The following is a 22,307-nucleotide window of genomic DNA, read 5'->3' as shown; positions in this document are numbered from 1 at the left end:
GTTTCACGTGAAACGGCGTCGTTCAACGGCGCCCAGGCCGCGAACGTCGCCGTCGAAGGAGCGCCACAGTCGGCACCCATGACCGGTCCGCCGGCGGCGATGGCATCGAGCACCGGCACCGGAGCGCCGGACCAGGCGATAGGCGCTGCCCTTCCAGATGAGGTGGCGCGCGCCGAAGTCTCCAGAGGAACGACCGGCGCCGATGTGCAGGGCGGCACACCCGACGCTCGGGTGACGACCGAAGGGCTCAACGCCGGAGCGCCGAGCGGGGCTGTGGATCCTGGAGTCCCACGGGGGCCCGCGGGTGCCGAAGGTCTGACCAGCGGAACTGCCGCGCGGCTCCCGAGCGCGGTAGGCGACGGTGGAGCTGCACGTGGGCCCGCAGATGGTGCTACTTCGGGCGCCGCGGGGCCGGCGAGCGGAGTGGAGGACGGTGGAGCTGCACGTAGGCCCGCGGGCGCCGAAGGTCCGAGCGAGGGGACAACCGCGGGAACGCGGACCAGGGGAGCCGGCGCCGAGTTTCCGCAGACCGAGGCGATGGCGCACGACGCCGAAACGTCTATCGCGGGTCCGAGCCCGCACGGCAGTGCGCAACCGACTTCGCCGACACCCGTGTCTCCCGCCGGCGCGACTCCTGTGCGCATCGCGACGGCTCTTGCCGGTGTGGATGAGTCGGTGGCTGTTTCACGTGAAACGACGCGGGGTCGCGCGAACACTGGGGCGGACCACGAGAACCGTGCCAACGGTGGGTCCGGCCCAGCCGCTGGGCCGGCGCTCGCCCGGCTGAGCGACGATAGAGCGCCAATTGTGGAGGCCGCGCTGAACTCGAGCGCTACGTCGCCGGCTCCCGTCCCGACCGATGGCAGCGCCGACGTTTCACGTGGAACGGGACCGAATGGCCTCGCCGGCCGTCCGGCAGATGGGAGCACCTCCGGGGTGCCGATGACCGACACGGTCAGCCACGTGGCGCCTCCGGCGTCAGGCGTGCCGCACACTGATGCGCCGAGCGTCCCTCATTCGGTGACCGCGGTCGGTTCAGACGCCGCCGCATCAGGCGAGACCCCGCCCGGGACAGCAATACGTGCCGCCTCAGACAACCTCGGCGTGAGCTCGCCCGAGGACACGCCCGACAGGAACGACGAGAATCTCGTGAACGACGGTGAGAACGGGCCCCCGCCCCCGACCGCAGACCCCAGCCACCTCGCGCCAACCCTCCCTTCCGACGGCGGCGCCGGCGTGCGTCGATCGACGAGACTCGACTCAGACGAAGGACGTCGCGCTGCTCTGGTCGAGAGCCTCCCGGCGGTGACGGACGACACGCCCTTGATGGCGGAGCTGCAGCAGGACGCAAGGCGCCGGATCGAGCTGCGGGGCCGGCGATTCCCGCAGCCGCAGTCCACGCGCATCATCACCGTGGCGAACCAGAAGGGTGGTGTCGGGAAGACCACGACCACCGTGAACCTCGCCGCTGCGCTCGCTCAGTCCGGTCTCAACGTGTTGGTGCTGGACAACGACCCGCAGGGGAACGCATCGACGGCACTGGGCGTCGAGCACCGCGCCGGGACACCGTCGATCTATGAGGTTCTCGTGGAGGGCGCGCCCATCGCGGAAGCCGTCCAGCAGAGTCCGGACGTCGAGAACCTCTGGTGCCTCCCGGCGACGATCGACCTCTCCGGAGCCGAGATCGAGCTCGTGTCCATGGTGGCGCGTGAGACCCGGCTCAGGAACGCCCTGGATGCGTACCTCGACTGGCGGGTGCAGAACGGGCAGGAGCCCATCGACTACGTGTTCGTCGACTGTCCGCCCAGTCTCGGCCTGCTCACCGTCAACGCATTCGTGGTCGGACGCGAAGTGCTCATCCCTATCCAGTGCGAGTACTACGCGCTCGAAGGACTGAGTCAGCTCCTCAAGACGATCCAGTTGATCCAAGCGCACCTCAACCCTGAGCTCCACGTCTCGACGATCCTGCTCACCATGTACGACGCGCGGACGAACCTCGCGCAACAGGTCGCCGGCGAGGTCCGCACGCACTTCCCGGAGCGCACCCTGAAAACCACGGTGCCGCGTTCAGTCCGGATCTCCGAGGCGCCGAGCTACGGGCAGACGGTGATGACGTACGACTCGGGATCGTCCGGCGCCCTCGCGTATCTCGAGGCGGCGCGCGAGCTGGCGGAGCGTGGCGCGGACCCGGTCGTCGACGCGAGTGTGCAGGATCCGCAACACACGTCGAGTGAGCACGGCGCGCAGCGCCCGGTCGACGAGCCCCACCCGGACGGAATCCGTATGAACGAGCCGGCCATGGCGGCCACCCAGGAGGAGCAGTGAGCGAGAAGCGGCGCGGGTTGGGACGGGGTCTCGGGGCGTTGATCCCCACCGGGCTCGACGGTCAGCGCCCGAGCGGTGCAGAACGTCCCGTCGACGTGTTCTTCCCGGACTCCCGCAAGGAGACCCAGGCGGCGACCGCCACTATCGACGGAGGTCGCCCGGACGTGCCGCAGGGTGCGGCCGCGACCACGCTCGTCGGTGAGCGCGACGTGGATGCGACGGCCCTGGTCGACGGAACGCCGCGCCCCGACGAGGCGGCGGCCGCGGGTACGACCGGATCCACGGCGAACACCGCCACGGCGGGTACCGCCACGACGCACGACGCCACGACGCACGACGCGGCGAGCACGAGCACAGCGGACGTGGTCGATGCGGCGGCTCAGAAGGGCACGGCCGCGGCCCAGGACGGCGCGGCGGCTCTTGACCATGACGCGGCCGCGTCACTGCCCGACGTGGACGGGCTGGTGCCTGTTCCCGGTGCGCGGTTCGCTGAGCTGCCGGTTGACTCGATCCGTCCGAACCCGCGCCAGCCCCGAACCGTCTTCGACGAGGACGCGCTCGACGAGCTGGTCGGATCCATCCGCGAGATCGGCGTCCTGCAGCCGATCGTCGTGCGGGCGGCTGACGACGGCTACGAGCTCATCATGGGGGAGCGGCGCTGGCGAGCCACCCAGGCGGCAGGCCTCGACACCATCCCGGCCATCATCCGGGACACCGAGGACTCGGACCTGCTGCGGGATGCGCTCCTCGAGAACCTCCATCGGTCTCAGCTCAACCCCCTCGAGGAGGCGGCGGCGTATCAGCAGCTCCTCGACGACTTCGGCTGCACCCACGAGCAGCTGGCGACCCGGATCCACCGCTCGCGGCCGCAGATCTCCAACACGCTGCGGCTGCTCAAGCTTCCGCCGCTCGTGCAGCGACGGGTGGCTGCGGGAGTGCTCTCCGCCGGCCACGCGAGGGCCCTCCTCGGCCTCAACGACGGTGCGGCGATCGAACGGTTGGCTCAGCGCATCGTGTCCGAGGGGCTGTCCGTGCGAGCCGTCGAAGAGATCGTCTCGATGGGCTTCGACGACGGCACGCCCGTACGGCGGACGCGGCCGCGGGCCGGTGACCGGAACGAGGCCCTGGACAGTCTCGCGGCACGGCTGTCCGATCGTTTCGAGACCAGGGTGAAGGTCAGCCTCGGCAAGTCACGCGGTCGGCTCACGGTGGAGTTCGCTTCGGTCCAGGACCTCAACCGCATCCTCGAGAGCCTCGCGCCTGAGGATCCCGGCTTGCTCAAGAGCTGATCACCGAGCCGAGAGGGAGCGCCTGGAATGGATCCGGGTGCTCCCTTTCGGCATGCCCGCGCTGGACGGTCCGGCGGGTGTCAGCGGGGACTGCGAGTGCCGCAAGGAGCGAGTAGGCAGGGCAGGGCCCGGAATGTGCGAGATCTCGAGGAGCGCCGGAGGTGCGAGCGGCACGTGACGTGGGGGAGGCCCGAGCAGGCGAGGTGCGGCGAGTGGCGTCCAGGGTCGTGAGGGAGCCAGGCTGAAGGGACGCGAACGTTTCGAGGATCGGTGAAGCGTTGGGCCACCACAGGGCAGACCCGGTGACCAGCTGACTCTCAGGCGCGGAGCGAGGCCATCACCAACGACCGATACAAGTCTCCAAGGTTGTGTCCGGCGGCCTCGGCGGCTTGTGGAAGCAGTGACGTCTCAGTCATCCCCGGGGCGACGTTGACCTCCAGGAACCAGACCGTGCCGTCGTCACCGACGATCAGGTCGGTCCGGGAGATGCGCTCGAGCCCGAGCGCTCGGTGCGCGGCGACGGCCACGGCCTGCACCGCAGCGGTCACCTCGTCGGAGAGCCGCGCGGGCGCGAAGTACTCCACCCGTCCGGGGTTGTACCGGGCGTCGTAGTCGTACGGGCCGTCCGTGACGATCTCGACCGCGGGCAGTGCCACGGGTCCGTTCCCGGTGTCGACGACGCTGACCGCCACCTCGGTGCCGATGGCGGCCCGTTCGACGAGAGCCGTGTCGCTGTACGAGAAGCAGTCGACCATCGCACGGGGGAGCGCGTCCGCCTGCGTGACGAGGTTGACGCCGAGCGCCGACCCGCCACGCGACGGCTTCACGACGAGGGGGAGCCCGAGGCGGTCGACGATCGCGTCGAGCACACGGTTGGCTCCGAGCTCCCGGAAGAGCGACTGGGGGAGCGTCACGAAGTCCGGAGTCGTCAGGCCGGCGCGCGCGGCGACCGTCTTCGCGATCGGCTTGCTCCACGCGACCCGGCTGGCGCGAGGGCCGGTGCCGAGAAGTCGTAGCCCGAGCAGCTGCACGACGTCGCGGACGGATCCGTCCTCACCGCTCGCGCCGTGGAGCACCGGCCAGACGAGGTCGGGTCGCAGCTGGGTGAGGGCAGGCACCAGATCGGCGTCCACGTCGTGCACGGTGACATCCACCCCCACCCCGCGGAGCGCCTCCGCGACGCGCCGCCCGGACCGGAGGGACACGTCACGCTCGTGGGACAGACCTCCGGCGAGGATCACGACGCGGGCCGAGGACGAGGTGGTCACGGTGAGGATCGCTCCGGTGTCGACGAGAGAGTGGACGAGTCATGGGACGAGCAAGAACTTCCGACCGCTGCCACGTCGACGCCGCGTGGACCACGCCCTGGACGTCGGAGCCACCGGGATCACGTCCCGGACCGCGGGATGGTGGACGAGCAGGTACGGCCGGGTATGACGGGAAGCAGACCTGATGCCCACACGGCGGCAGCGACCTCGCGCACGTCAGGCGACGTCGGGCCCGGGGGCCTGGACGACGTCCCCAGGGACGGACGAGCTGGTGCCGAACAGCTCGACGAGCTCCCGTTCCCCGGCGACGACACCGGCGAGCCGGCGCACACCCTCACGGATGCGCTCGGGAGTCGGGTAGCAGAACGACAGCCGCATGTGGTCCGCGCCGGAGCCGTCGTAGTAGAAGGCGGTCCCGGGCACGTACGCGACCCTGGCGGTGACGGCGCGCGGCAGCATGTCCTTCGCGTCGAGCCCGTCGGGGAGGCGGACCCACGTGTAGAACCCGCCGTCGGGCACGTTCCACGACGCCTCGGGCAGGTGCTCGGCGAGCGCGCCGATCATCGCGTCCCGACGCTCGCGGTACATCTCGCGGTAGCTCTTGATCTGGCCGCGCCAGTCGCACGTGGCCAGGTACGTGGAGATGGCGATCTGCGACGCGTTGGACGGGCAGAGGATCGCCGACTCGGAGGCGAGCACGAGCTTCTCGCGGACGGCGTGCGGCGCGACCACCCACCCGACGCGGTAGCCGGGCGCGAAGGTCTTCGAGAACGACCCCAGGTACAGGACGCCGTCGGAGTCCCACGAGCGCATGGCCGGACGAGGTTCGCCGTCGAACCCGAGCAGACCGTACGGGTTGTCCTCCAGGACGAGCACGCCGTAGCGGCGGGCGATCTCCAGCACGCGGGGCCGGCGTTCCACGGACAGCGACACCCCGGCGGGATTGTGGAAGTTCGGCACGGTGTAGAGGAACTTCACGGGCCGGCCGGCGGCGGCGAGCGCGGCGAGCGTCGTCTCGAGCGCCTCGGGGATGAGCCCGTGAGCGTCGATCGGCACGTGCACCACGTCTGCCTGGTAGGCCCGGAACACCCCGAGGGCGCCGACGTACGAGGGCGCCTCGGCGACGACGACGTCGCCCGGGTTGATGAAGATGCGCGTGACCAGGTCGAGCGCCTGCTGGGAGCCCGTGGTGACGACGACGTCGTCGGGGTGGGCGTCGATGCCCTCCAGCCGCATGACCTCGAGGATCTGCTCCCGGAGCACCTCGTCACCCTGACCGGAGCCGTACTGCAGCGCCTGCAGGCCGCGGGTGGCGACGACGCGCTCCGCGATCTCGCCCAGGACGTCGAGCGGGAGCCCGTCGAGGTACGGCATGCCGCCGGCGAGGGACACGACCTCGGGCCGGTTGGCGACGGCGAACAGCGCGCGGATCTCGGAGGCGCGCATGCCGTGCGTGCGGTCGGCGTAGGAGCCGAGCCACGGGTCGAGCCGGGTGCCGTGGGCGGCGGCGGAGGACGTGGGGAGATGGCCCGCCGTCTCGCGCTCGGGCCCAGGCTGATCGGTCATCCCAGCAGTGTCGCACGCCCGTCCCGCGGGAAGAGGCACCATTCTGCGGGACGGGCGTGTGCGCGGAGTGCCTCAGACGGAGGCGAGGACCTCGTCGAGCTCCTGGGCGTAGAACGTCTTGGGCCGGGCGCCGATGACGGTCTTCACGAGCTCGCCGCCCACGTAGAAGTTCAGCGTCGGGATCGAGACGACGCCGTAGTCGGCCGTGACCTGCGGGTTCTCGTCGGAGTTGAGCTTGACGATCTTGACCTTGCCCTCATAGACCCCCGCGAGCTCCTCGAGCACCGGCGCGACCATGCGGCACGGCCCGCACCACGGCGCCCAGAAGTCCACGACCACCGGGATGGGCGAGTCGAGGACCTCGGCCTGGAAGGTGGCGTCGGTGACGGCGGTCAGGGTGCTCATCGGGTGACCTCCAAGGCCTCGGTGGGGGGAACAGGGTCGACGACGTCCGCGACGGTGTCGCCCAAGGACGCCAGGAAGTGCTGGGCGTCGAGCGCCGCGGCACACCCGGACCCGGCGGCGGTGATGGCCTGCCGGTAGGTGTGGTCGACGACGTCGCCGCACGCGAACACGCCGGTGAGGTTCGTCTTCGCGGTCCGCCCGACGACCTCGATGTAGCCGTCCTCGTCGAGCGTGACCTGGCCGAGGACGAGCTCGGTGCGCGGCACGTGGCCGATCGCGACGAACACGCCGGTCGCGGGGTGCTCGCGCGTCTCGCCGGTGACCGTGTCGCGCAGCGTCACGCCGGTGACCTTGGCGTCACCGTGGATCGCGACGACCTCGGAGTTCCACGCCATCTCGATCTTCGGGTCGTTCAGGGCGCGGTCGGCCATGATCTTCGACGCGCGCAGCTGGTCGCGGCGGTGCACGAGCGTGACGCGCTTGCCGAAGCGGGTCAGGAACGTGGCCTCCTCGACGGCGGAGTCGCCGCCGCCGACCACGAGGATCTCCTGGTCGCGGAAGAAGAACCCGTCGCAGGTCGCGCACCACGAGACGCCACGCCCCGAGAGCCGCTTCTCGTCGTCCAGGCCGAGCTCGCGGTAGGCGGAGCCGGTCGACAGGATGACCGCCCGCGCCTGGAACGTGTCCCCGCCGCCCGTGACGACCGACTTCACCGGACCGTCCAGCGACAGCGACACCGCGTCGTCCCACAGCACCACGGCACCGAACTTCTCGGCCTGCTTCTGCAGGTTGTCCATGAGCTCGGGGCCCTGGATGCCGTCCGGGAAGCCGGGGAAGTTCTCGACCTCCGTGGTGTTCATCAGCGCACCGCCGGCCGTCACCGAGCCGGCGACCACCAGCGGTGCCAGCCCCGCCCGGGCGGCGTAGATGGCAGCGGTGTAACCGGCGGGACCGGACCCGACGATGATCAGGTCGCGCACGGTGCTGGTCTGGTCGCTCACGTGAGTCCTTGCGGTGGCGGGGGCCGGACGGGGTCCGGCATCGGCTGTGGCAACAACCGATCCTAGGCCCGATCTGTTCCGCGCCCGGGACGGCCACACACGGCCGGACACGTCCGTCAGGACAGCGTGATCTCCGTCAGCTCGAGCCGGAAGCCGCCGTCGGTCGCCGTGGGGAGCTGGGTGATCCACAGGACGAGCGACTGGGTGTCGGCGGCCGGGTCCAGCGTGAGCACGGTCTCCGCACCGAACGCACCGGACGCGAGCACCGGCCCGTTGGTGGGCGCCGTGGCGTCCGTGGCGCGCACCTCCACCTGACCGCCGCTGCTGTTGGAGTGCAACGTCACGGTCTTCACCGTCGCCGGCGCGGCGAGCGTGATGGCGTAGCCGACCCCCTCCTTGAGGCCGGCGAAGTCGTCGCGCTTGTACGTCTGGGTGTACCAGAACGTCGACGGGTCGCCGTCGTAGGCCTTGGCGACGTCCTCCTCGTGCTCGCCGTCGTCGTCCGACGGGTCGATGGTGATGGCCGTCGCGATGGTCGGGACGACGCCGGCGACCGGCGCGGGGGCCGGCGGTGAGGGTTCGGCCGGCGGCGGCGCGGTCTCGGCGGGGGCGGACGCCGACGGCTGAGGTGCGCTCGCGGCGTCCGCGGTGCTGGGCACCTTGGGGTCCAGCGACGAGAAGAGGGACTTGAACGCGATGATCACGCCGATGATGACGACCACGCCGACGATGCCGAGCACGAGCGCGGTCGGGTCGAAGCGTCGGCGGGTCGCCGGCGCCGGGACGTCCTCGACCGCGAACCCCTCGAAGTCGAGGGGTTCGTCGACGGGCTCCTGTGCGGCGTAGCCGGGGTAGCCGTTGGGCGGCCCGAACGCGGCCGGGGCTGACTGGTGGAGGCTGGGCGGCGCCCCGGGTGGGACCGGACCGTACGGGTTCGGGGCGACCTGGCCCCCACCGGCCGGCGCCTGCCCGAACGCCGCGGGAGCCTGGCCGTACCCGGCCGGTGGTGCGGCGCCGTACGGGGAGGGCGCCACCGGCGGCATCGGCGTGGTGGCGCCGGCCGGAGGCAGCGGGGTCGTCGGTGCAGCGTTCCCGAACGCACCGGGAGCGCCAGGCGCACCCGGACCTCCGGTCGCGTACGCGGCAGCCGCCGCGCCCGCCGCCGCGCCCGCCGGCCCGAACGCGCTCTGCCGGGTGGGTGCCGCGGGCGGCGGGGTGCCGGGCCGGTTCGCCCCGGGTGCCTGGAGCTCGTCGAAGGTCGCCCTGGCGGACTGGCGCTGCACGCGTACGGGCGCGGTCTCCTGCGAGTCGTGGTCGATCGGCTCGCGCGCCGGCTCGTCGATGACAGGCGCCGCGAGGAGCGTGGGCGGACCGTCGGCGTCGTCGGGCTGGAGGTCGCCCCACGGCTCGAGCTCGCGCACCAGCTCGCCGGGGCTGTGGGGCCCGTCGTCGTACGGACCGAGCGTCACGGCGCACAGGGTGTCGAGGTCCGCGGGAACGCTGGGCACCAGGTCGGCCGGTGGGACGGGGGAGCCGTCGCGGACGGGGGCCTGCACCGGTCCGCCGGCGGTGGGCCACGGCTGGCGCGGGTCCGCCGGCCACTGGCCGGTGAGCGCCGTGTACAGCAGACGGACGAGGCCCACGGTGTCGGCGCGGGTGGTGCTGCGCGCGTCGCCGGTCGGCTCGCCGCGCAGGGCGGCGTCGAGGGCGAGCCCGCTCACGAGCACCCGCCCGTCCGCGCTGACGTACAGCGCCGACGGCCGCAGCGCGAGGTGGTGAACGCCGCGGCGCCGGGCCACCTCGAGGGCCGACGCGGCCTCTCCGACGATCGCGCGGGCGTCGTCGGGCCGCAGCGGCCCGCGAGCGACCAGATCGGCGAGCGACGTGCCCGTGACCTGCTCCGTCACCACGTAGCCGACGCCGTCGTGGGTGCCCACGTCGAGCACCCGGAGCAACCGGGGGTCGGTGACGAGCGCGGCCCGGCGGGCGGCGTCGAGCGCGGGAGCGACCGCCCCCGACTCGAGGACGCGGACCAGCACCGGCCGGTCGAGGATCTGGTCGGTGGCCTGCCAGGCGCTCGCGCCCACCAGGTCCGACGTGAGGGGTTGCACGACCCGGTACCGGCCTGCGAGCACGGTCCCTCGTCCGACGGCCTCGTTCACCCGCACCTCCCGGCTCGACTCGTTGCGACTCACGTCCCTCGTGAAGAGGAACGGCGTGCGACCGTACCCCGTCCCGTGTCCGATCCGCCCCGGATGCCCAGGGGGAACACTGCATGCTAGACGGGCTGCCTCAGCCGCGTCCCGCCCTCAGGCGCCCGATCACCGGTCCGAGGAGCCCGTCGAGCTCCTCGACCCGCAGCACCTTGAGCCCGCCGACGTACACCGCGGACATGAGGCCGCCGACCACGGCGCACTCGACGAGCGCGGCCACGAGCCCGTCGGAGAGCGCGGCCTGCAGCACCCGGAGCGTCAGCAGGCCGACGCCGACGGCCACCACGGCGGCGAGGAGCGCGCGCGCGTGCGTGCGCACCACCCGGGGGCCGTCGACGGTGCCGAGCCGCCGTCGCAGGTGCCACTGCGCCACGAGCGCCCCGAGCAGGTAGGACGCGCTCATGGACGCGCCCGCGCCCGCCACCCAGGAGGACGGCGGCAGCAGCGCCCTGCCCAGCAGCGTGCCGCCGACGACCACCCCGGCCATCGCGAGCTGGATGGGGACCATCCCCTTGGCGTCCTCGTACGCGTAGTACGTGCGCTGGCTGAGCGACCAGGCCCCGAACGCCGGCAGGCCGACGATCATCGCGAGCACGACCCCGGAGACGGCGGGGACGGACTTCTGGTCGCTGAGGAGCACGATGCTGGTCACCGGGACGGCCAGCACGGCGATGACGGCCGCGGCGATGATCGTGAACAGCCCCACGACGCGTAGGCCGTAGGACATGCTCGCGCGGACCCCGTCGACGTCGTCATGGTGCGCCTGCTGCGAGAGCCGCGTGAACAGGGCCGTCGCGAGCGACACCGTGACGAGGGAGTGCGGCAGCATGAACACGGTGAACGCGTTGGCGTAGGCCGCCGGGCCGGCGACGACGCTCCCCGGGTCGGCCGCGTGCGGGGCGGCGACCGCGACCCGGGTGACGACCAAGAACCCGAGCTGACCGATCCCGAGGCCGACGAACGTCCAGGTGGCGACGGCGCTGGCACGGCCCAGCCCGGAGCCGCGCAGGCCCCACCGGAACCGCAGGTGCACGCCGGCGCGGCGCATCGCCGGCAGGAGGACCAGCGCCTGGGCCACCACGCCGATCGTCGCGGACCCGGCCAGCAGCGCGATCTGCGACGGCCCCCAGGCGCTCGCGTCCGTCAGGCCGCTGGTGCCGAACCCGCCGAACACCACGATGAACACGACGAAGCCCGCGATCGAGACGACGTTGTTCACGACGGGCGCCCACATGTACGGCCCGAACGAGCCGCGTGCGTTGAGGACCTGCCCGAGCAGCGCGTAGGCGCCGTAGAAGAACAGCTGCGGCAGGCACCAGTACGCGAACGTGACCGCGAGGGCCACCTGGTCCGGGCTGCCGCTCTTCGCGTAGAGGTGCACGAGCAAGGGGGCGGCGGCGGTCAGGACGAGCGTGGACCCGGCGAGGATCACGAAGCCCACGCTGAGGAGCCGGTCGACGTACTCCTGACCGGCGTCCCGGCGGTACGCGCGCACGACCTGCGGGACGAGGATCGCGTTGAGGACGCCCCCGGCGAGCAGCATGAACAGGATGTTCGGCAGCGTGTTCGCCACCTGGAAGGCGTCGGCGGCCTCGCCCGTCGAGGCGATCGCCAGGATGAGCACCTGCGCCCGGAGCAGGCCGAGCACGCGCGAGACGGCGGTGCCCGATGCCATGAGAGCGGCGCCGCGCCGCATCCCGCCGGTGGTCGTGTCGCTCATGAACGGTCCTGGGGGTCGGGGTCGTCGATCGGGCCGCCGAGCACGGGCAGCGAGAGCGAGCCGGTGCCGACGGGCTCTCTGCGTGCTCCGCGCCGGGCGCTCTGACCGCGGCGGACGGTACGCACGATGCCCAGGACCAGGCCGATGGCCAGCAGGACGCCGACGACGATGGTGCCGACGTTCTCGATGGTCGGGCTGACGCGCGCGGTGAACTGGACGGGCGGCGACACCGCGGCGCCCTCGGCCGACGTGAGCTGGGCGACCACGACGACGTCGCAGTTGGCGTTGGCCACCAGGTGCACCGGGACGGTCTTCGCACTGTTCGCGGCGACCGTCACCGGCTCGCTCGCTCCGACCTCCAGGCAGGCCTTGCGCGGCTTCACGTCGACCAGGACCGTCGCGGGGACCGGCAGGTCGTTGCGGACCGAGAACCGCACCTCGCTGGAGGCGCTGATGACCGTGACGTCGCCCTGCGGGGCGAGGAACAGGCCGGTGGTGCGGGCGTCGACGCTCGTGACCGTGGCGGCGACGAGGGCCTCACGACCGGCGGGGTCCTGTCGCCACGCGACCGACAGCGGAGCGAGGACCTGGGCGTCGACTCCCGCCAGGAGCGACTGCGGGTCGGTCGTCACGGTCGCGAACCCCAGCGCCCGCTCACGCGCCCCGGCGAGCACCTGGACCGAGGCCGGGGACAGCTCGGCGTCGTCGTGGGCCGTCGACGGCAGCACACCGCGGTCGCTGCGGGCCCCGTCGAGCAACGTCGACGCCGGTGTGACCCGGACCCACGGTGCGGCGTGGAACGCGTCGAGCATCGCGTCCAGACGGGGGAGGTCGGGAGACCAGGAGCGACCGGGGCTGATCAGCAGCGGGGGAGGTTCGCCGCCCGCGGACCGGGCGGCGACCGCGAGCTCGGCCAGGGCGCGCTGCACGGCCGTCGCGGTCGTCGACGCCGGCTCGACGAGGTCGGGTTCGACGAGCAGGTCGGTGAGCGTCGTGTCACCGACGAGCGCGGGGACCGTGCCCGACGTGCCCGTCACCTGCTGACGCGCACCGTCCGCGCCGGACAGGCCGTCCCCGCGCACGGTCCCGGACCCGACGACGAGCGCGTCGGCGTCCGCGATGTCCGTGACCGCGGCGGTCGCACGGTCGGGGCCGTCGCCGGGCGGCGCCCACAGGAGCGTGCCGTCCACCGGGAGCGTGCTCACGTCGGAGCCGGTCCGGGCGGCGAGCGTCACCAGGTCCGGCCGGTCGGCGTGCGCGGCGGCGGCGATGTCGGGGTCGGACCACGGGAGCGCCCAGACGTGGCGGTCGTCGAGCGTGCCGGTCATCGTCCTGGCCCACTCGCGGGCCTGCGTACCCGCGGACGCGGCGGCGGCCAGCAGCGCCGGGTCGACGACGGCGCCGATCTCGGGGTGCGCCGACAGCGCGTCCTGCAGGGCGGTGAGCCGGCTGTCGGGCGCGGTGGCGGCCTCGAGCCGGTCGACCGTGGCGGGGTCGGCGGCGGTGGGGGCCGGGGCCGGCTCCGTGTCCGGGGCGCCGGTGCCGCTGGTCGTCGGCTCCGCGGCAGTGAGCGACGGGGCGAGCGGCGGCCCGGTCACGGGCGCGAGCAGCGACACGTCGACGGTGGGCACGTCCCCCGAGGGCAGCCAGAGGGCGAAGGTGCGCTGCTGGTCGGTGACGCGGTTTCCGGCGGTCGCGTCCACGGCGATCCCGCGCGGCCCCCAGGTGTCCGGGAGGTCGAGCCACGGGACGTCGTCGGCGGCGAGCGTCAGCACCACCGGCGCGGACGCACCGGGCGCGAGCGGAGGCACGGGCGACGCCGACGCCTTGCGGGCCACCGCGGACCGTGACCCGCCGTCCGCCCACGTCCGGAGCTCGGACAGTGAGCCCATGCGGAACCCACCGAGCCGCAGGTTGGCACCGGGGTTCTGCACGACTTCGTCGGTGGTGTTGTGCAGGGTGGCACGGACGGTCAGGTCCGCACCGGGGCGCAGGACGGTCGGCGACACCTGGGTGATCTGCACGTCGAGAACGGCCGTGGTGGACGGGGTCGGGGACGGCGTCGCGGCTTCGGCGGGCAGGCCGGGACCGAGAGCTCCGAGCGCACCGAGCACGGCGACAGCGGCGGCCGTGACCCAGCCGCGCGCGCGGCGAGCGTTCATGCGCCGTCGACGAGGACCACGAGCGCGGCCTCGGCGAGGCGACGCTCGTTGGGATAGGCGAGCCGGTCGTGCAGGTCCACGACGGGGACCCAGGCGGCGTCCTCCGCCTCGCCGTCGGGGTCGCCCTCGACCGTCAGCGAGCCGCCGACGGCGCCGAGCAGGAAGTGGTGCACCACCTTGTGGACGCGACGGTCGTCGCCCGAGAACCAGTAGTCGATGACGCCGAGCCGGCGCAGGACCTGCCCGGTGATGCCCGTCTCCTCGGCGATCTCACGGACGGCGGCCTCCTCGGGGGTCTCGCTGCCCTCGAGGTGCCCCTTCGGCAGGCACCACTCGAGCCGCCCCGCCCGGTTGCGGCGGGCGATGACGGCGGCCTGGTACTCGCCGCCCGTCTGCCGCACCACGATGCCGCCCGCGGACGTCTCGTCGACCACCGGGAGGGCAGGGGCGGGGGGCCGCACGGGGGTGTGGCGTGGGTCGATCCGGAGCGCGTGACCGCCCGGTGGGGCTGGCACGCCCCCGGGGACGGGTGGGTGCGCCGGGCTCGACATGTCGACACTGTAACGAGTCGTCGGGAGCGTCCGTTCCCGGGGCACGCGCGTGGCCTCAGACGGCGGCGTGGTCCTGGACCTGGGACGCGGGCTCCGGGACGATCGGCTCGTCCGGCTCGGGGAAGGGCCGGCGGGTGGCCTGCAGGAGCCGCTCCAGGCGCGACTCGCCGTCGTCCTGGAAGCGGTTGGCGGACGCCAGCACGAGGCGCCAGGGCGGCGTGATGTACGAGAAGGTGAAGGCGGGCCGCAGGTCGTAGACGTGGCCGGGCTCGAGCTTGAGCCGGAGCGCCAGCTCGGGGTGCCACGTGGTCATGACGTCCGCGACCACGGCGGTCAGGCCGGACATCATCGCCTGCCAGTACGGCGACCCGCCGAACCCCTCGCCGGGGACGAGGTGCGCCTGGATGACGCGGTTCGGGGTGCCCACCTCGGGCCGGCCGGCGCGCTCGTGCACCCAGGTGGCGACCTCGTCCATGCCGGCGATCTCTGCCGGGACGCTCGGGCCCCTCAGACGGCGCAGCTCGCTCGTCAGCCAGGCACGGTGCAGCGGCAGGGACTCGACCCAGGCGTCGAAGAACTCGGTGGCCTGCTCGATCTGCTCGGCGCGGGTGCCCTCCCACTGCGGGCGGTGCAGGAAGATCGCCTTCTCGTCGCCGTCCTGGCCGTCCTCGACGGACTCGTCGATCGGACCGAGGTCCTCCTCGGCCACCTCGAACAGGAGCCGGTAGAAGGCCGCACCGAGCTGATGCAGTGGCCCGTTCGACTCTGACACGGCGGTGGTCCTTCGGATCGACAGCGCTTCCACACCAGCGAGGAAGCCGATCCGGCATCCTGAGCCCGGCCGGCCGCGAAGTCAACCAGAGTTGGACGCTTGTCCGTCTGGTGATGGAGCAGATGTCCCTCGGACGGCGCAACGGACCGGCGGCCGCCCGGGGCAGGCGCGCACATCTGGCAGGCTTGCACGAGTGCCGCCCGTCGACCCCTCCGCCCCCGCCGTGCCCGAACCGGTCGACCCCCGCCCGGTCGACCCCCAAACGGTCGACCCCCGCCCGGTCGACCGCCAAACGGTCGACCCGACGGGCGACGTCTCCGCCGCGGTCGCGGCACTGCAGAAGCGAGCGATCAGCGTGCTCGCGGGCCTCCCGTCCGACGCCGCCGAGCTCGGCGGGCTGTTCCGCGACGCCGGGCACGAGCTCGCCCTCGTCGGTGGCCCGGTGCGTGACGCGTTCCTCGGCCGGCTGAGCGCGGACCTCGACTTCACGACGTCGGCGACACCCGACGAGACGGAGGCGATCCTCGCCCGCTGGGGAGACGCCCACTGGGACATCGGCAAGGAGTTCGGCACCATCGGCGCGCGTCGCTTCGCGGGCCGGCGCGGGACGTCGTCGGACGTGGTGGTCGAGGTGACCACGTACCGCACCGACGCGTACGACCCGACGTCCCGCAAGCCGGAGGTCGTGTTCGGCGACTCGCTGGAGGGCGATCTGTCCCGCCGGGACTTCACGGTCAACTCGATGGCCGTCCGCCTGCCGGACCTCATGTTCGTCGACCCGTTCGACGGCCTGACCGACCTCGCCCGTGGCGTCCTGCGCACGCCGGTGGACCCGCGGCAGTCGTTCGACGACGACCCGCTGCGGATGATGCGCGCCGCACGGTTCGCCGCCCAGCTCGGCTTCACGGTCGACCCGGGGGCGTACGCGGCGATCCAGGACATGGCCGCGCGCATCGACATCGTCTCCGGGGAGCGGGTGCGCGACGAGCTGTCCAAGCTGCTCGTCGCCGCCCAGCCGCGGCTCGGGCTCGAGGTCCTCGTCGACACCGGCCTGGCGGACCACGTGCTGCCGGAGCTCCCCGCGCTGCGCCTGGAGATCGACGAGCACCACCGCCACAAGGACGTGTACGAGCACTCGCTCATGGTGCTGGAGCGGGCCATCTCGCTCGAGACCGGGTCCGACGGTCCGGTGCCCGGCCCCGACCTCGTGCTGCGCCTGGCCGCGCTCCTGCACGACATCGGCAAGCCCCGCACCCGCCGGTTCGAGCCGGGCGGCGGCGTGAGCTTCCACCACCACGAGATGGTCGGCGCGAAGCTCGTCGCGAAGCGGCTCAAGGAGCTGCGGTTCGACAAGGCGACCGTGCAGGCGGTGGCGCGGCTCACCGAGCTGCACCTGCGGTTCCACGGGTACGGCGAGGGCGGCTGGACCGACTCTGCGGTGCGGCGGTACGTCACGGACGCCGGTCCGCTGCTGCACCGGCTGCACCGGCTCACCCGGTCCGACTGCACCACCCGCAACCTGCGCAAGGCTGCCCGGCTGTCCGCGGCCTACGACGACCTCGAGGCGCGCATCGCCCAGCTCCAGGAGCAGGAGGAGCTCGACTCGATCCGGCCCGACCTCGACGGCACGCAGATCATGGAGATCCTCGGCCTGGCGCCCGGTCGGGAGGTGGGCGAGGCGTACCGGTTCCTGCTGGAGCACCGGATGGAGCACGGCCCGTCGACGCCCGACGAGGCGCGCGAGGTGCTGCTGCGGTGGTGGGCGGACCGCCGGCCCTGACGGCGGCCCTGACGGTGCGCCGTGATGATGCGGCCCTGAGCGTGCGCCCTGACGGCGCGCGCTGACGGTCGGCGCTGCCCGGACGGGTGACGCGTCCGCCGCACGCTCGTGCCGCCCACCGGCCCTGCCGAAGACCACCCCAACCGGACCCGGGCCCCCGTCGTTCTTCTTGGCGAGCGCGAGCGGCGGACGCTGCGCGGACGAGAGGACGACGGTGGCGGCACGGTGGGAGCACCTGCTCGAACAGGTGGTGCGCGAGCGGCACGGGCGGCTCGTCGGGTACGCGATGCTCGTCTGCGGGTCGCGTGAGGACGCGCAGGACCTCGTCCAGGAGGCGCTGATCGCCTCCTTCTCCGGCCGCGCCCGGTTCACCACGGTGGCCCAGGCCGAGCACTACGTGCGACGGGCGATCGTCACCCGCTCGATCGACGAGTCCCGGCGCCGGAGCCGCGAACGGTTCGCCGTCGAGCGGCTCGGCGCCCGGCCGGGTGTTCCCGTCGTCGTCGAGGCGGGCGGGCTGGGGGCCGACGTGCGCGCCGCTCTGCAGGCGCTCGCCCCCCGCGAGCGGGCGTGTGTGCTGCTGCGGCACGTGGACGACATGTCCGTGCGGGAGACCGCGGCCGCGCTCGGCCTGAGCGAGGGAGCCGTCAAGAGGTACACGGCCGACGGGACCGCGCGGCTCGACGCCGCGCTCGGGACCACGACCACCGACCGGGAGACCGCCAGGGTGCGGCTGCTCGACGGCATGGGAGGAGCATCATGAGCACCGACCTGAGCACCGTGCTGGGACGCGCCGTGGACGAGCTGTCCCCGGCCGGCGACCCCGGCGACGACGTCCTGGCCGGCATCCTGCGGGGGACCCGGCGACGTCGCGCGCGGCGGCACACCGTCGAGTCCGTGGTCGGGGTGGCCGCAGCCGGTGTGGTCGGCACCGCGGCGTGGGCCGGGCTGCGGCTCACCACGCCGCCGCCGGCCGTCACGCCGACGCACAGCGCGACACCGTCGGCCAGCCCCACGCCCGCCCCCAGCCCGAGCGCGTCGCCGACGCCCACGGCGGCAACCGTGGCGCCCGACGAGATCGAGGGCCTGCCGCCGACCCGGGCCCTCCCGCCCGGGCTGCTCGCGACGACCACCTCCGGGTGGGTCCTGACGACCTACCGGTCGACGTGGGCGTCGGCGGACGCGAGCGAGACGGAGCACGTCGTCGGCCACACGGTCGTCCTCGTGTCACCGACGGGTGACCGCTACCGCGTCGTCGACCTCCCCCCGGAGCAGTCCGTGACTCTCGTTCGCTGGGCCGCCGGTGCCACGACGGCCGTGGTGCTGGTGCACGGGGTCGACGAGGACGGTCAGGGCACCGGCGAGGTCACGCGGGAGGTCCTCGACCTGACGACCGGAACGCTGACCCCGGAGGACTTCGGCGACGGCGTCCACGCCGGCCGGGGCTACCCGCCCGGGTACCTCGGGCTCACGGCGGACGGTGCGGAGCTCTGGACGGTCGCGACGAGCACGGACGCGGTCACCTCCGACGTCTACCGGCGCACCGACGACGGCGCGGTCGAGATGGTCGGCGGGATGGGCACTGTCGCTCTGCTGGACCCGACGGGCCGGCGGGTGGTGACCGAGGTGTGGGGGTCGCAGGACAGGCTGGCTCTGATCGACGTCGTGCACGGGGGCTCGACCGAGCTCGACTACGGCGTCCCCGGGATGTCCTGCGACGTGGTGGGCTGGGCCGGCACGGACTCCCTGCTCGCCGTGTGCACGGACCCGACCACCGGCGACGACCTGTGGAACCGTCCGAACGCGACGCTGTTCCGGGTCGACGTGGCGGACGGGTCCGCGCACGCCACCGAGCTGACGCACCTCGCGGACGACGGGCCGGTTCCGCAGTCCTGGAGCGGTGCGACGCCGTCGGACGGCGGGGTCGTGTTCCCGATGGTCGAGCGCGGGGAGGACGCGTGCTGGTCGGGCGTGTCCAGGTGGGACGGCGACGCGCTCGTCCCGGTCCAGGGCGCGGGCAGCCACCAGGACAACGCGTTCCAGGTCACCGCGGTCGGAGGGGTCGTCCATGTCCAGGCGGCGTCCGGCTGCTCCGACGCGTCGCCCTCGGAGCTGACCGCGCACGACCTGACGTCCGGCGACTCGGTGCCGCTCGCCCCGGAGCCTGCGGCCCCCGACGACGGCGGCAGGTGGATCTCCGGGCTGGAGTCCTGGGCGGTCGCCGACGCCCGGCTCCCGGGCTCGGCGTGGTGGTGGTGACCGGCGGCCGCTGACGGCTCAGTCCCGGCGGACGACCAGGAGGCACACGTCGTCCTCCTGCTGCTCGCCGACCAGCTCGGCGACCAGCGCGTCGCGCACCTCGGTCGAGCTCATGCCGTCGGGCAGCGCGGCCAGGGCGCCGGCGAGCGCCTCGATGCCGTCCCGCAGTCCACGGTCGCGCCGCTCGACGAGGCCGTCCGTGTACATGACGAGCGTCGCGCCGGGTGGCAGGTCCACGACCTGCTCGACGACGGGCCAGCCCACGTCGGCCACCCCGATCGGCGTCCCGAGTGCGCCGTCGAGCCGGCTCACGGTGCCGCCCGGCAGGCGCAGCAGCGGCGGCGGGTGCCCGGCGCGGGCATAGCGGAGCCGGGCGCCGTCAGGCCCCGAGCGGAGCCGCGCGTAGACACACGTCGCGATGTCGGCGACGTCCAGCCCGCGCACCAGCTCGTCCGTCCGGGCGAGCACCCGTGCGGGCCCGGCACCGTCCCACGCGAACGACCGCAGCAGGGACCGCAGCTGTCCCATCGCGGCGGCGGCGGCGAGGTCGTGGCCCACCACGTCGCCGACGGCGAGACCGATCGCGCCGTCCGGGAGCGGCAGCACGTCGAACCAGTCACCTCCGACCGCGGCGAACCGGCCGGACGGCACGTACTGGGCGGCCACGTCCAGGCCGGGGATCGTGGGGATCTCGGGCAGCAGGCTGTGCTGCAGCGTGAGGGCTGCCGTCCGCTGGGCGAGGAAGAGGCGGACGTTGTCCAGCGCGAGCCCGGCCCGGCGACCCAGGTGCGCCGCCGTCACGACCGCGTCGGACGTGAAGCCGTCGGGGTCCTCGTGCACCAGGCAGAGCACCCCGATGACGCGGTCCCGCGCGCGCAACGGCACGATCAGGGCGCTGCCGAGCCCGAGCCGGACGAGCAGGTCGTGCTGCCCCCGGGAGGTCCGGCCCGGCAGCGACTCCGCGTCGATCCGGTACGGCAGGGCGACGTGGCCGGGGTCGGCAGCCAGGGCCTCCGTGACCTTCGGCGCGCGGCGCAGCCACCCGAGGTCCTGCTGGGCGAGCGCCTGCGCGTCCTCCTGTGAGGCGGCGTCACCGGCTACGACGTGGACGTGCTCGAACCGCCCCCGGTCGTCCGTCACCGCGACGAAGCCCCAGGTGGCCAGGGCCGGCACCGCGAGGTCGCCGAGCGCGTCGACCGCCGTCTCGTAGTCGAGGTGCCGCGCGAGCTCGTCGCTGACCCGCGCGAGCAGCTCGAGCCGCGTGCCCGTCTGCAGCGTGAGCTCGGCCCGTGCGTCGCTGAGGGGGTAGGAGTCGATGCGCCCGGTCACGTCCACCATCACGCCGATGCGGCGGGTGACGCTCCCGGCCTCGTCGCGGAGCGACCCCACCACGAGCTGGTTCCAGAACGCCGAGCCGTCCCGGCGGTGGTTGACCAGGACGGTCGCAGCGACCTGGTCCTGCCCGATCGCGGCGCGCAGCTCGCCGAGGGCGATCGGGTCGGTGTCCGGACCCTGCAGGAACCGGCAGTTGCGACCGATGGCCTCGTCGGCCCGGTAGCCGGTGAGACGGGTGAACGCCTCGTTGACCCAGACCACCGGGTCGTCGGGCCGGCTGGGGTCGGTGAGGCAGACGGCGACGTCCAGCGTCGCCAGCTCGGCGAGCGTCGTCATGCGGCCGCCGGTGAGTCGACGACACCGGGCCGGGCCGCCCCGCGCGACACCGCGCCGTACCCGACGGCACCGGCGGCGTACCCGAGCGCCAGCAGGAGGAACAGCACACGGGAGTAGCCGGTGTCCGGCAGCGTGAGGGCGCCCAGCGCCGCCGCCAGGACGAACGCCGCGTTGTAGAGGACGTCGTAGAGGGCGAACGCCCGGCCGCGGTACGCGTCGGCGGTGTCGCGCTGCACGATGGTGTCCACCGCGATCTTCGCGCCCTGCGCGGCCAGCCCCAGGAACCCGGCCGCGACCAGCACGGCCGCATGGGTGACCGTCAGGACGAGGACGAGCTGGCTCACGGCCGCCAGCACCAGGCACAGCACGATCCACCTGTGCGGCCCCCCCACGTGCGGCGACAGGACCGGCGTCAGCACCACCGACAGCAGGAACCCGGCGGCGGACGCACCGAGCACGCCCGCGAACGTCGCCAGCCCGGCGTCCACGTCCGTCGGGTCCGACAGCAGGTTGCGGCTGATGAGGATGCTCGCGATGAACGTGACGCCGTACAGGAACCGGTGGGTCGCCATGATGCCGAGCGCCTGCGCGGGCGTGCGGCGGTCGACGAGGTAGCGGGCGCCCTCGACCAGGCCGCGCGCCAGGTTGCCGATCGCGGCACGCAGCTGGGCCGCGTCCGCGCGCTCGTCGGGCCCCAGCCGGTCCTTGCCGAGGCGCGTGGACAGCAGTGCCGCGCACGCCATCACCCCCGACGCCACCACGAGAGCGGCGGCGTCGCGCGCGTGCCCCTCCGGGACCACGAGGCCGAGGAGGAAGCCGATGCCGCCGCCCACCAGGGCCGCTGCCGCGCCGAGCGTGGGGGTGAGGGAGTTGGCGGTGAGTAGCAGCGGCCCGTGGACGACCCGCGGCAGGGACGCCGACAGGGCGGCCAGCAGGAACCGGTTGATCGACAGGTTCACCAGCGCGAGCACATACACCGCCGGTCCGACCCCGGTCGTCACCATGAGCACCGCGATCGTCGCCGTGAGCGCCACGCGCACCAGGTTCCCGACGAACAGCACCTGCCTGCGCCGCCACCGGTCGAGCAGCACGCCCGCCCACGGGCCGACGATCGTGAACGGCAGGAGCAGCACCGCGAACGCCAGCGCCACGTCCGCCGCGGTGCTCGCCTTCTCGGGCGAGAAGAAGAACAGCGTCGCCAGCCCGACCTGGAACATGCCGTCGGCCGTCTGGCTCGTCAGGCGGACGGCGAACAGCCTGCGGAAGTCCCGCAGCGGCCACAGAGCCTTGAGGTCGGCGATCACCTGCACGTCGTCATCCTCCCA

General features: G+C 73.3%; 16 protein-coding genes. 5 read left to right on the top strand and 11 right to left on the bottom strand.

What is annotated here, in order from left to right; translation table 11 throughout:
• The first annotated feature begins 1,104 nt into the window (after window positions 1–1,104).
• Both ACVW07_RS11215 and ACVW07_RS11210 read left to right on the top strand, forming a co-directional pair.
• A complete protein-coding gene (locus ACVW07_RS11215; protein WP_456819328.1) occupies window positions 1,105–2,325 on the top strand; it encodes a ParA family protein in 1,221 nt (406 codons plus the stop codon).
• Window positions 2,322–3,614, top strand: a complete 1,293-nt coding sequence (locus ACVW07_RS11210; protein WP_456819327.1) for a ParB/RepB/Spo0J family partition protein — start codon at window positions 2,322–2,324, stop codon at window positions 3,612–3,614. Before ACVW07_RS11215 ends, ACVW07_RS11210 begins: the two co-directional genes overlap by 4 nt.
• A 317-nt stretch (window positions 3,615–3,931) precedes the next feature.
• On the opposite strand, the gene ACVW07_RS11205 is transcribed toward ACVW07_RS11210, so the two are convergent.
• The 9 genes from ACVW07_RS11205 to ACVW07_RS11165 form a co-directional block, all read right to left on the bottom strand.
• On the bottom strand, window positions 3,932–4,882 hold the full coding sequence (locus ACVW07_RS11205; protein WP_456819326.1) for a D-alanine--D-alanine ligase family protein: 951 nt from the start codon (window positions 4,880–4,882) through the stop codon (window positions 3,932–3,934).
• 216 nt (window positions 4,883–5,098) lie between these two features.
• Window positions 5,099–6,448, bottom strand: coding sequence for an aminotransferase-like domain-containing protein (locus tag ACVW07_RS11200; RefSeq protein WP_456819325.1), 1,350 nt, complete (start codon window positions 6,446–6,448; stop codon window positions 5,099–5,101).
• Window positions 6,449–6,520: 72 nt separating this feature from the next.
• Entirely contained in the window at window positions 6,521–6,853 is a 333-nt protein-coding gene (gene trxA / locus ACVW07_RS11195; RefSeq protein ID WP_456819324.1) for a thioredoxin, read from the bottom strand.
• Window positions 6,850–7,854, bottom strand: coding sequence for a thioredoxin-disulfide reductase (gene trxB / locus ACVW07_RS11190; RefSeq protein ID WP_456819323.1), 1,005 nt, complete (start codon window positions 7,852–7,854; stop codon window positions 6,850–6,852). The genes trxA and trxB overlap by 4 nt, the downstream gene beginning before the upstream one ends.
• Before the next feature lie 116 nt (window positions 7,855–7,970).
• On the bottom strand, window positions 7,971–10,049 hold the full coding sequence (locus ACVW07_RS11185) for a hypothetical protein (RefSeq protein WP_456819322.1): 2,079 nt from the start codon (window positions 10,047–10,049) through the stop codon (window positions 7,971–7,973).
• 97 nt (window positions 10,050–10,146) lie between these two features.
• The gene (murJ, locus tag ACVW07_RS11180) at window positions 10,147–11,787 is read right to left on the bottom strand and encodes a murein biosynthesis integral membrane protein MurJ (protein WP_456819321.1); all 1,641 of its coding nucleotides are present in this window, start codon (window positions 11,785–11,787) and stop codon (window positions 10,147–10,149) included.
• Window positions 11,784–13,949 carry a DUF6049 family protein gene (locus ACVW07_RS11175; RefSeq protein WP_456819320.1) on the bottom strand — a complete coding sequence of 722 codons (2,166 nt, stop codon included), beginning with the start codon at window positions 13,947–13,949 and terminating at the stop codon, window positions 11,784–11,786. Before ACVW07_RS11175 ends, murJ begins: the two co-directional genes overlap by 4 nt.
• Window positions 13,946–14,500, bottom strand: a complete 555-nt coding sequence (locus tag ACVW07_RS11170) for an NUDIX hydrolase (RefSeq protein ID WP_456819319.1) — start codon at window positions 14,498–14,500, stop codon at window positions 13,946–13,948. Before ACVW07_RS11170 ends, ACVW07_RS11175 begins: the two co-directional genes overlap by 4 nt.
• A 55-nt stretch (window positions 14,501–14,555) precedes the next feature.
• Window positions 14,556–15,272: a hypothetical protein gene (locus ACVW07_RS11165; RefSeq protein WP_456819318.1), complete on the bottom strand. Its 717-nt coding sequence runs from the start codon at window positions 15,270–15,272 to the stop codon at window positions 14,556–14,558.
• Between the two features lie 355 nt (window positions 15,273–15,627).
• Here ACVW07_RS11165 and ACVW07_RS11160 point away from each other — a divergent pair, with 355 nt between their 5' ends.
• The 3 genes from ACVW07_RS11160 to ACVW07_RS11150 all read left to right on the top strand — a co-directional run bounded on the left by ACVW07_RS11160 (window position 15,628) and on the right by ACVW07_RS11150 (window position 19,311).
• Window positions 15,628–17,052 carry a CCA tRNA nucleotidyltransferase gene (locus ACVW07_RS11160; protein WP_456821067.1) on the top strand — a complete coding sequence of 475 codons (1,425 nt, stop codon included), beginning with the start codon at window positions 15,628–15,630 and terminating at the stop codon, window positions 17,050–17,052.
• 214 nt (window positions 17,053–17,266) lie between these two features.
• Window positions 17,267–17,815 (top strand): RNA polymerase sigma factor, encoded by a 549-nt coding sequence (locus tag ACVW07_RS11155; RefSeq protein ID WP_456819317.1) that lies wholly within the window; start codon window positions 17,267–17,269, stop codon window positions 17,813–17,815.
• Window positions 17,812–19,311, top strand: coding sequence for a hypothetical protein (locus ACVW07_RS11150; RefSeq protein ID WP_456819316.1), 1,500 nt, complete (start codon window positions 17,812–17,814; stop codon window positions 19,309–19,311). Before ACVW07_RS11155 ends, ACVW07_RS11150 begins: the two co-directional genes overlap by 4 nt.
• Window positions 19,312–19,329: 18 nt before the next feature.
• Here the strand turns inward: ACVW07_RS11150 and ACVW07_RS11145 are convergent, their stop codons facing one another.
• The gene (locus tag ACVW07_RS11145; RefSeq protein WP_456819315.1) at window positions 19,330–20,982 is read right to left on the bottom strand and encodes a SpoIIE family protein phosphatase; all 1,653 of its coding nucleotides are present in this window, start codon (window positions 20,980–20,982) and stop codon (window positions 19,330–19,332) included.
• Window positions 20,979–22,292 carry an MFS transporter gene (locus ACVW07_RS11140; RefSeq protein WP_456819314.1) on the bottom strand — a complete coding sequence of 438 codons (1,314 nt, stop codon included), beginning with the start codon at window positions 22,290–22,292 and terminating at the stop codon, window positions 20,979–20,981. The genes ACVW07_RS11145 and ACVW07_RS11140 overlap by 4 nt, the downstream gene beginning before the upstream one ends.
• Window positions 22,293–22,307 lie beyond the last annotated feature (15 nt).

The organism is Cellulomonas sp. URHB0016, assembly GCF_054057935.1.
The sequence above is the reverse complement of the archived record's forward strand: the minus strand, read 5'-3'. Positions and strand labels throughout refer to the sequence as shown.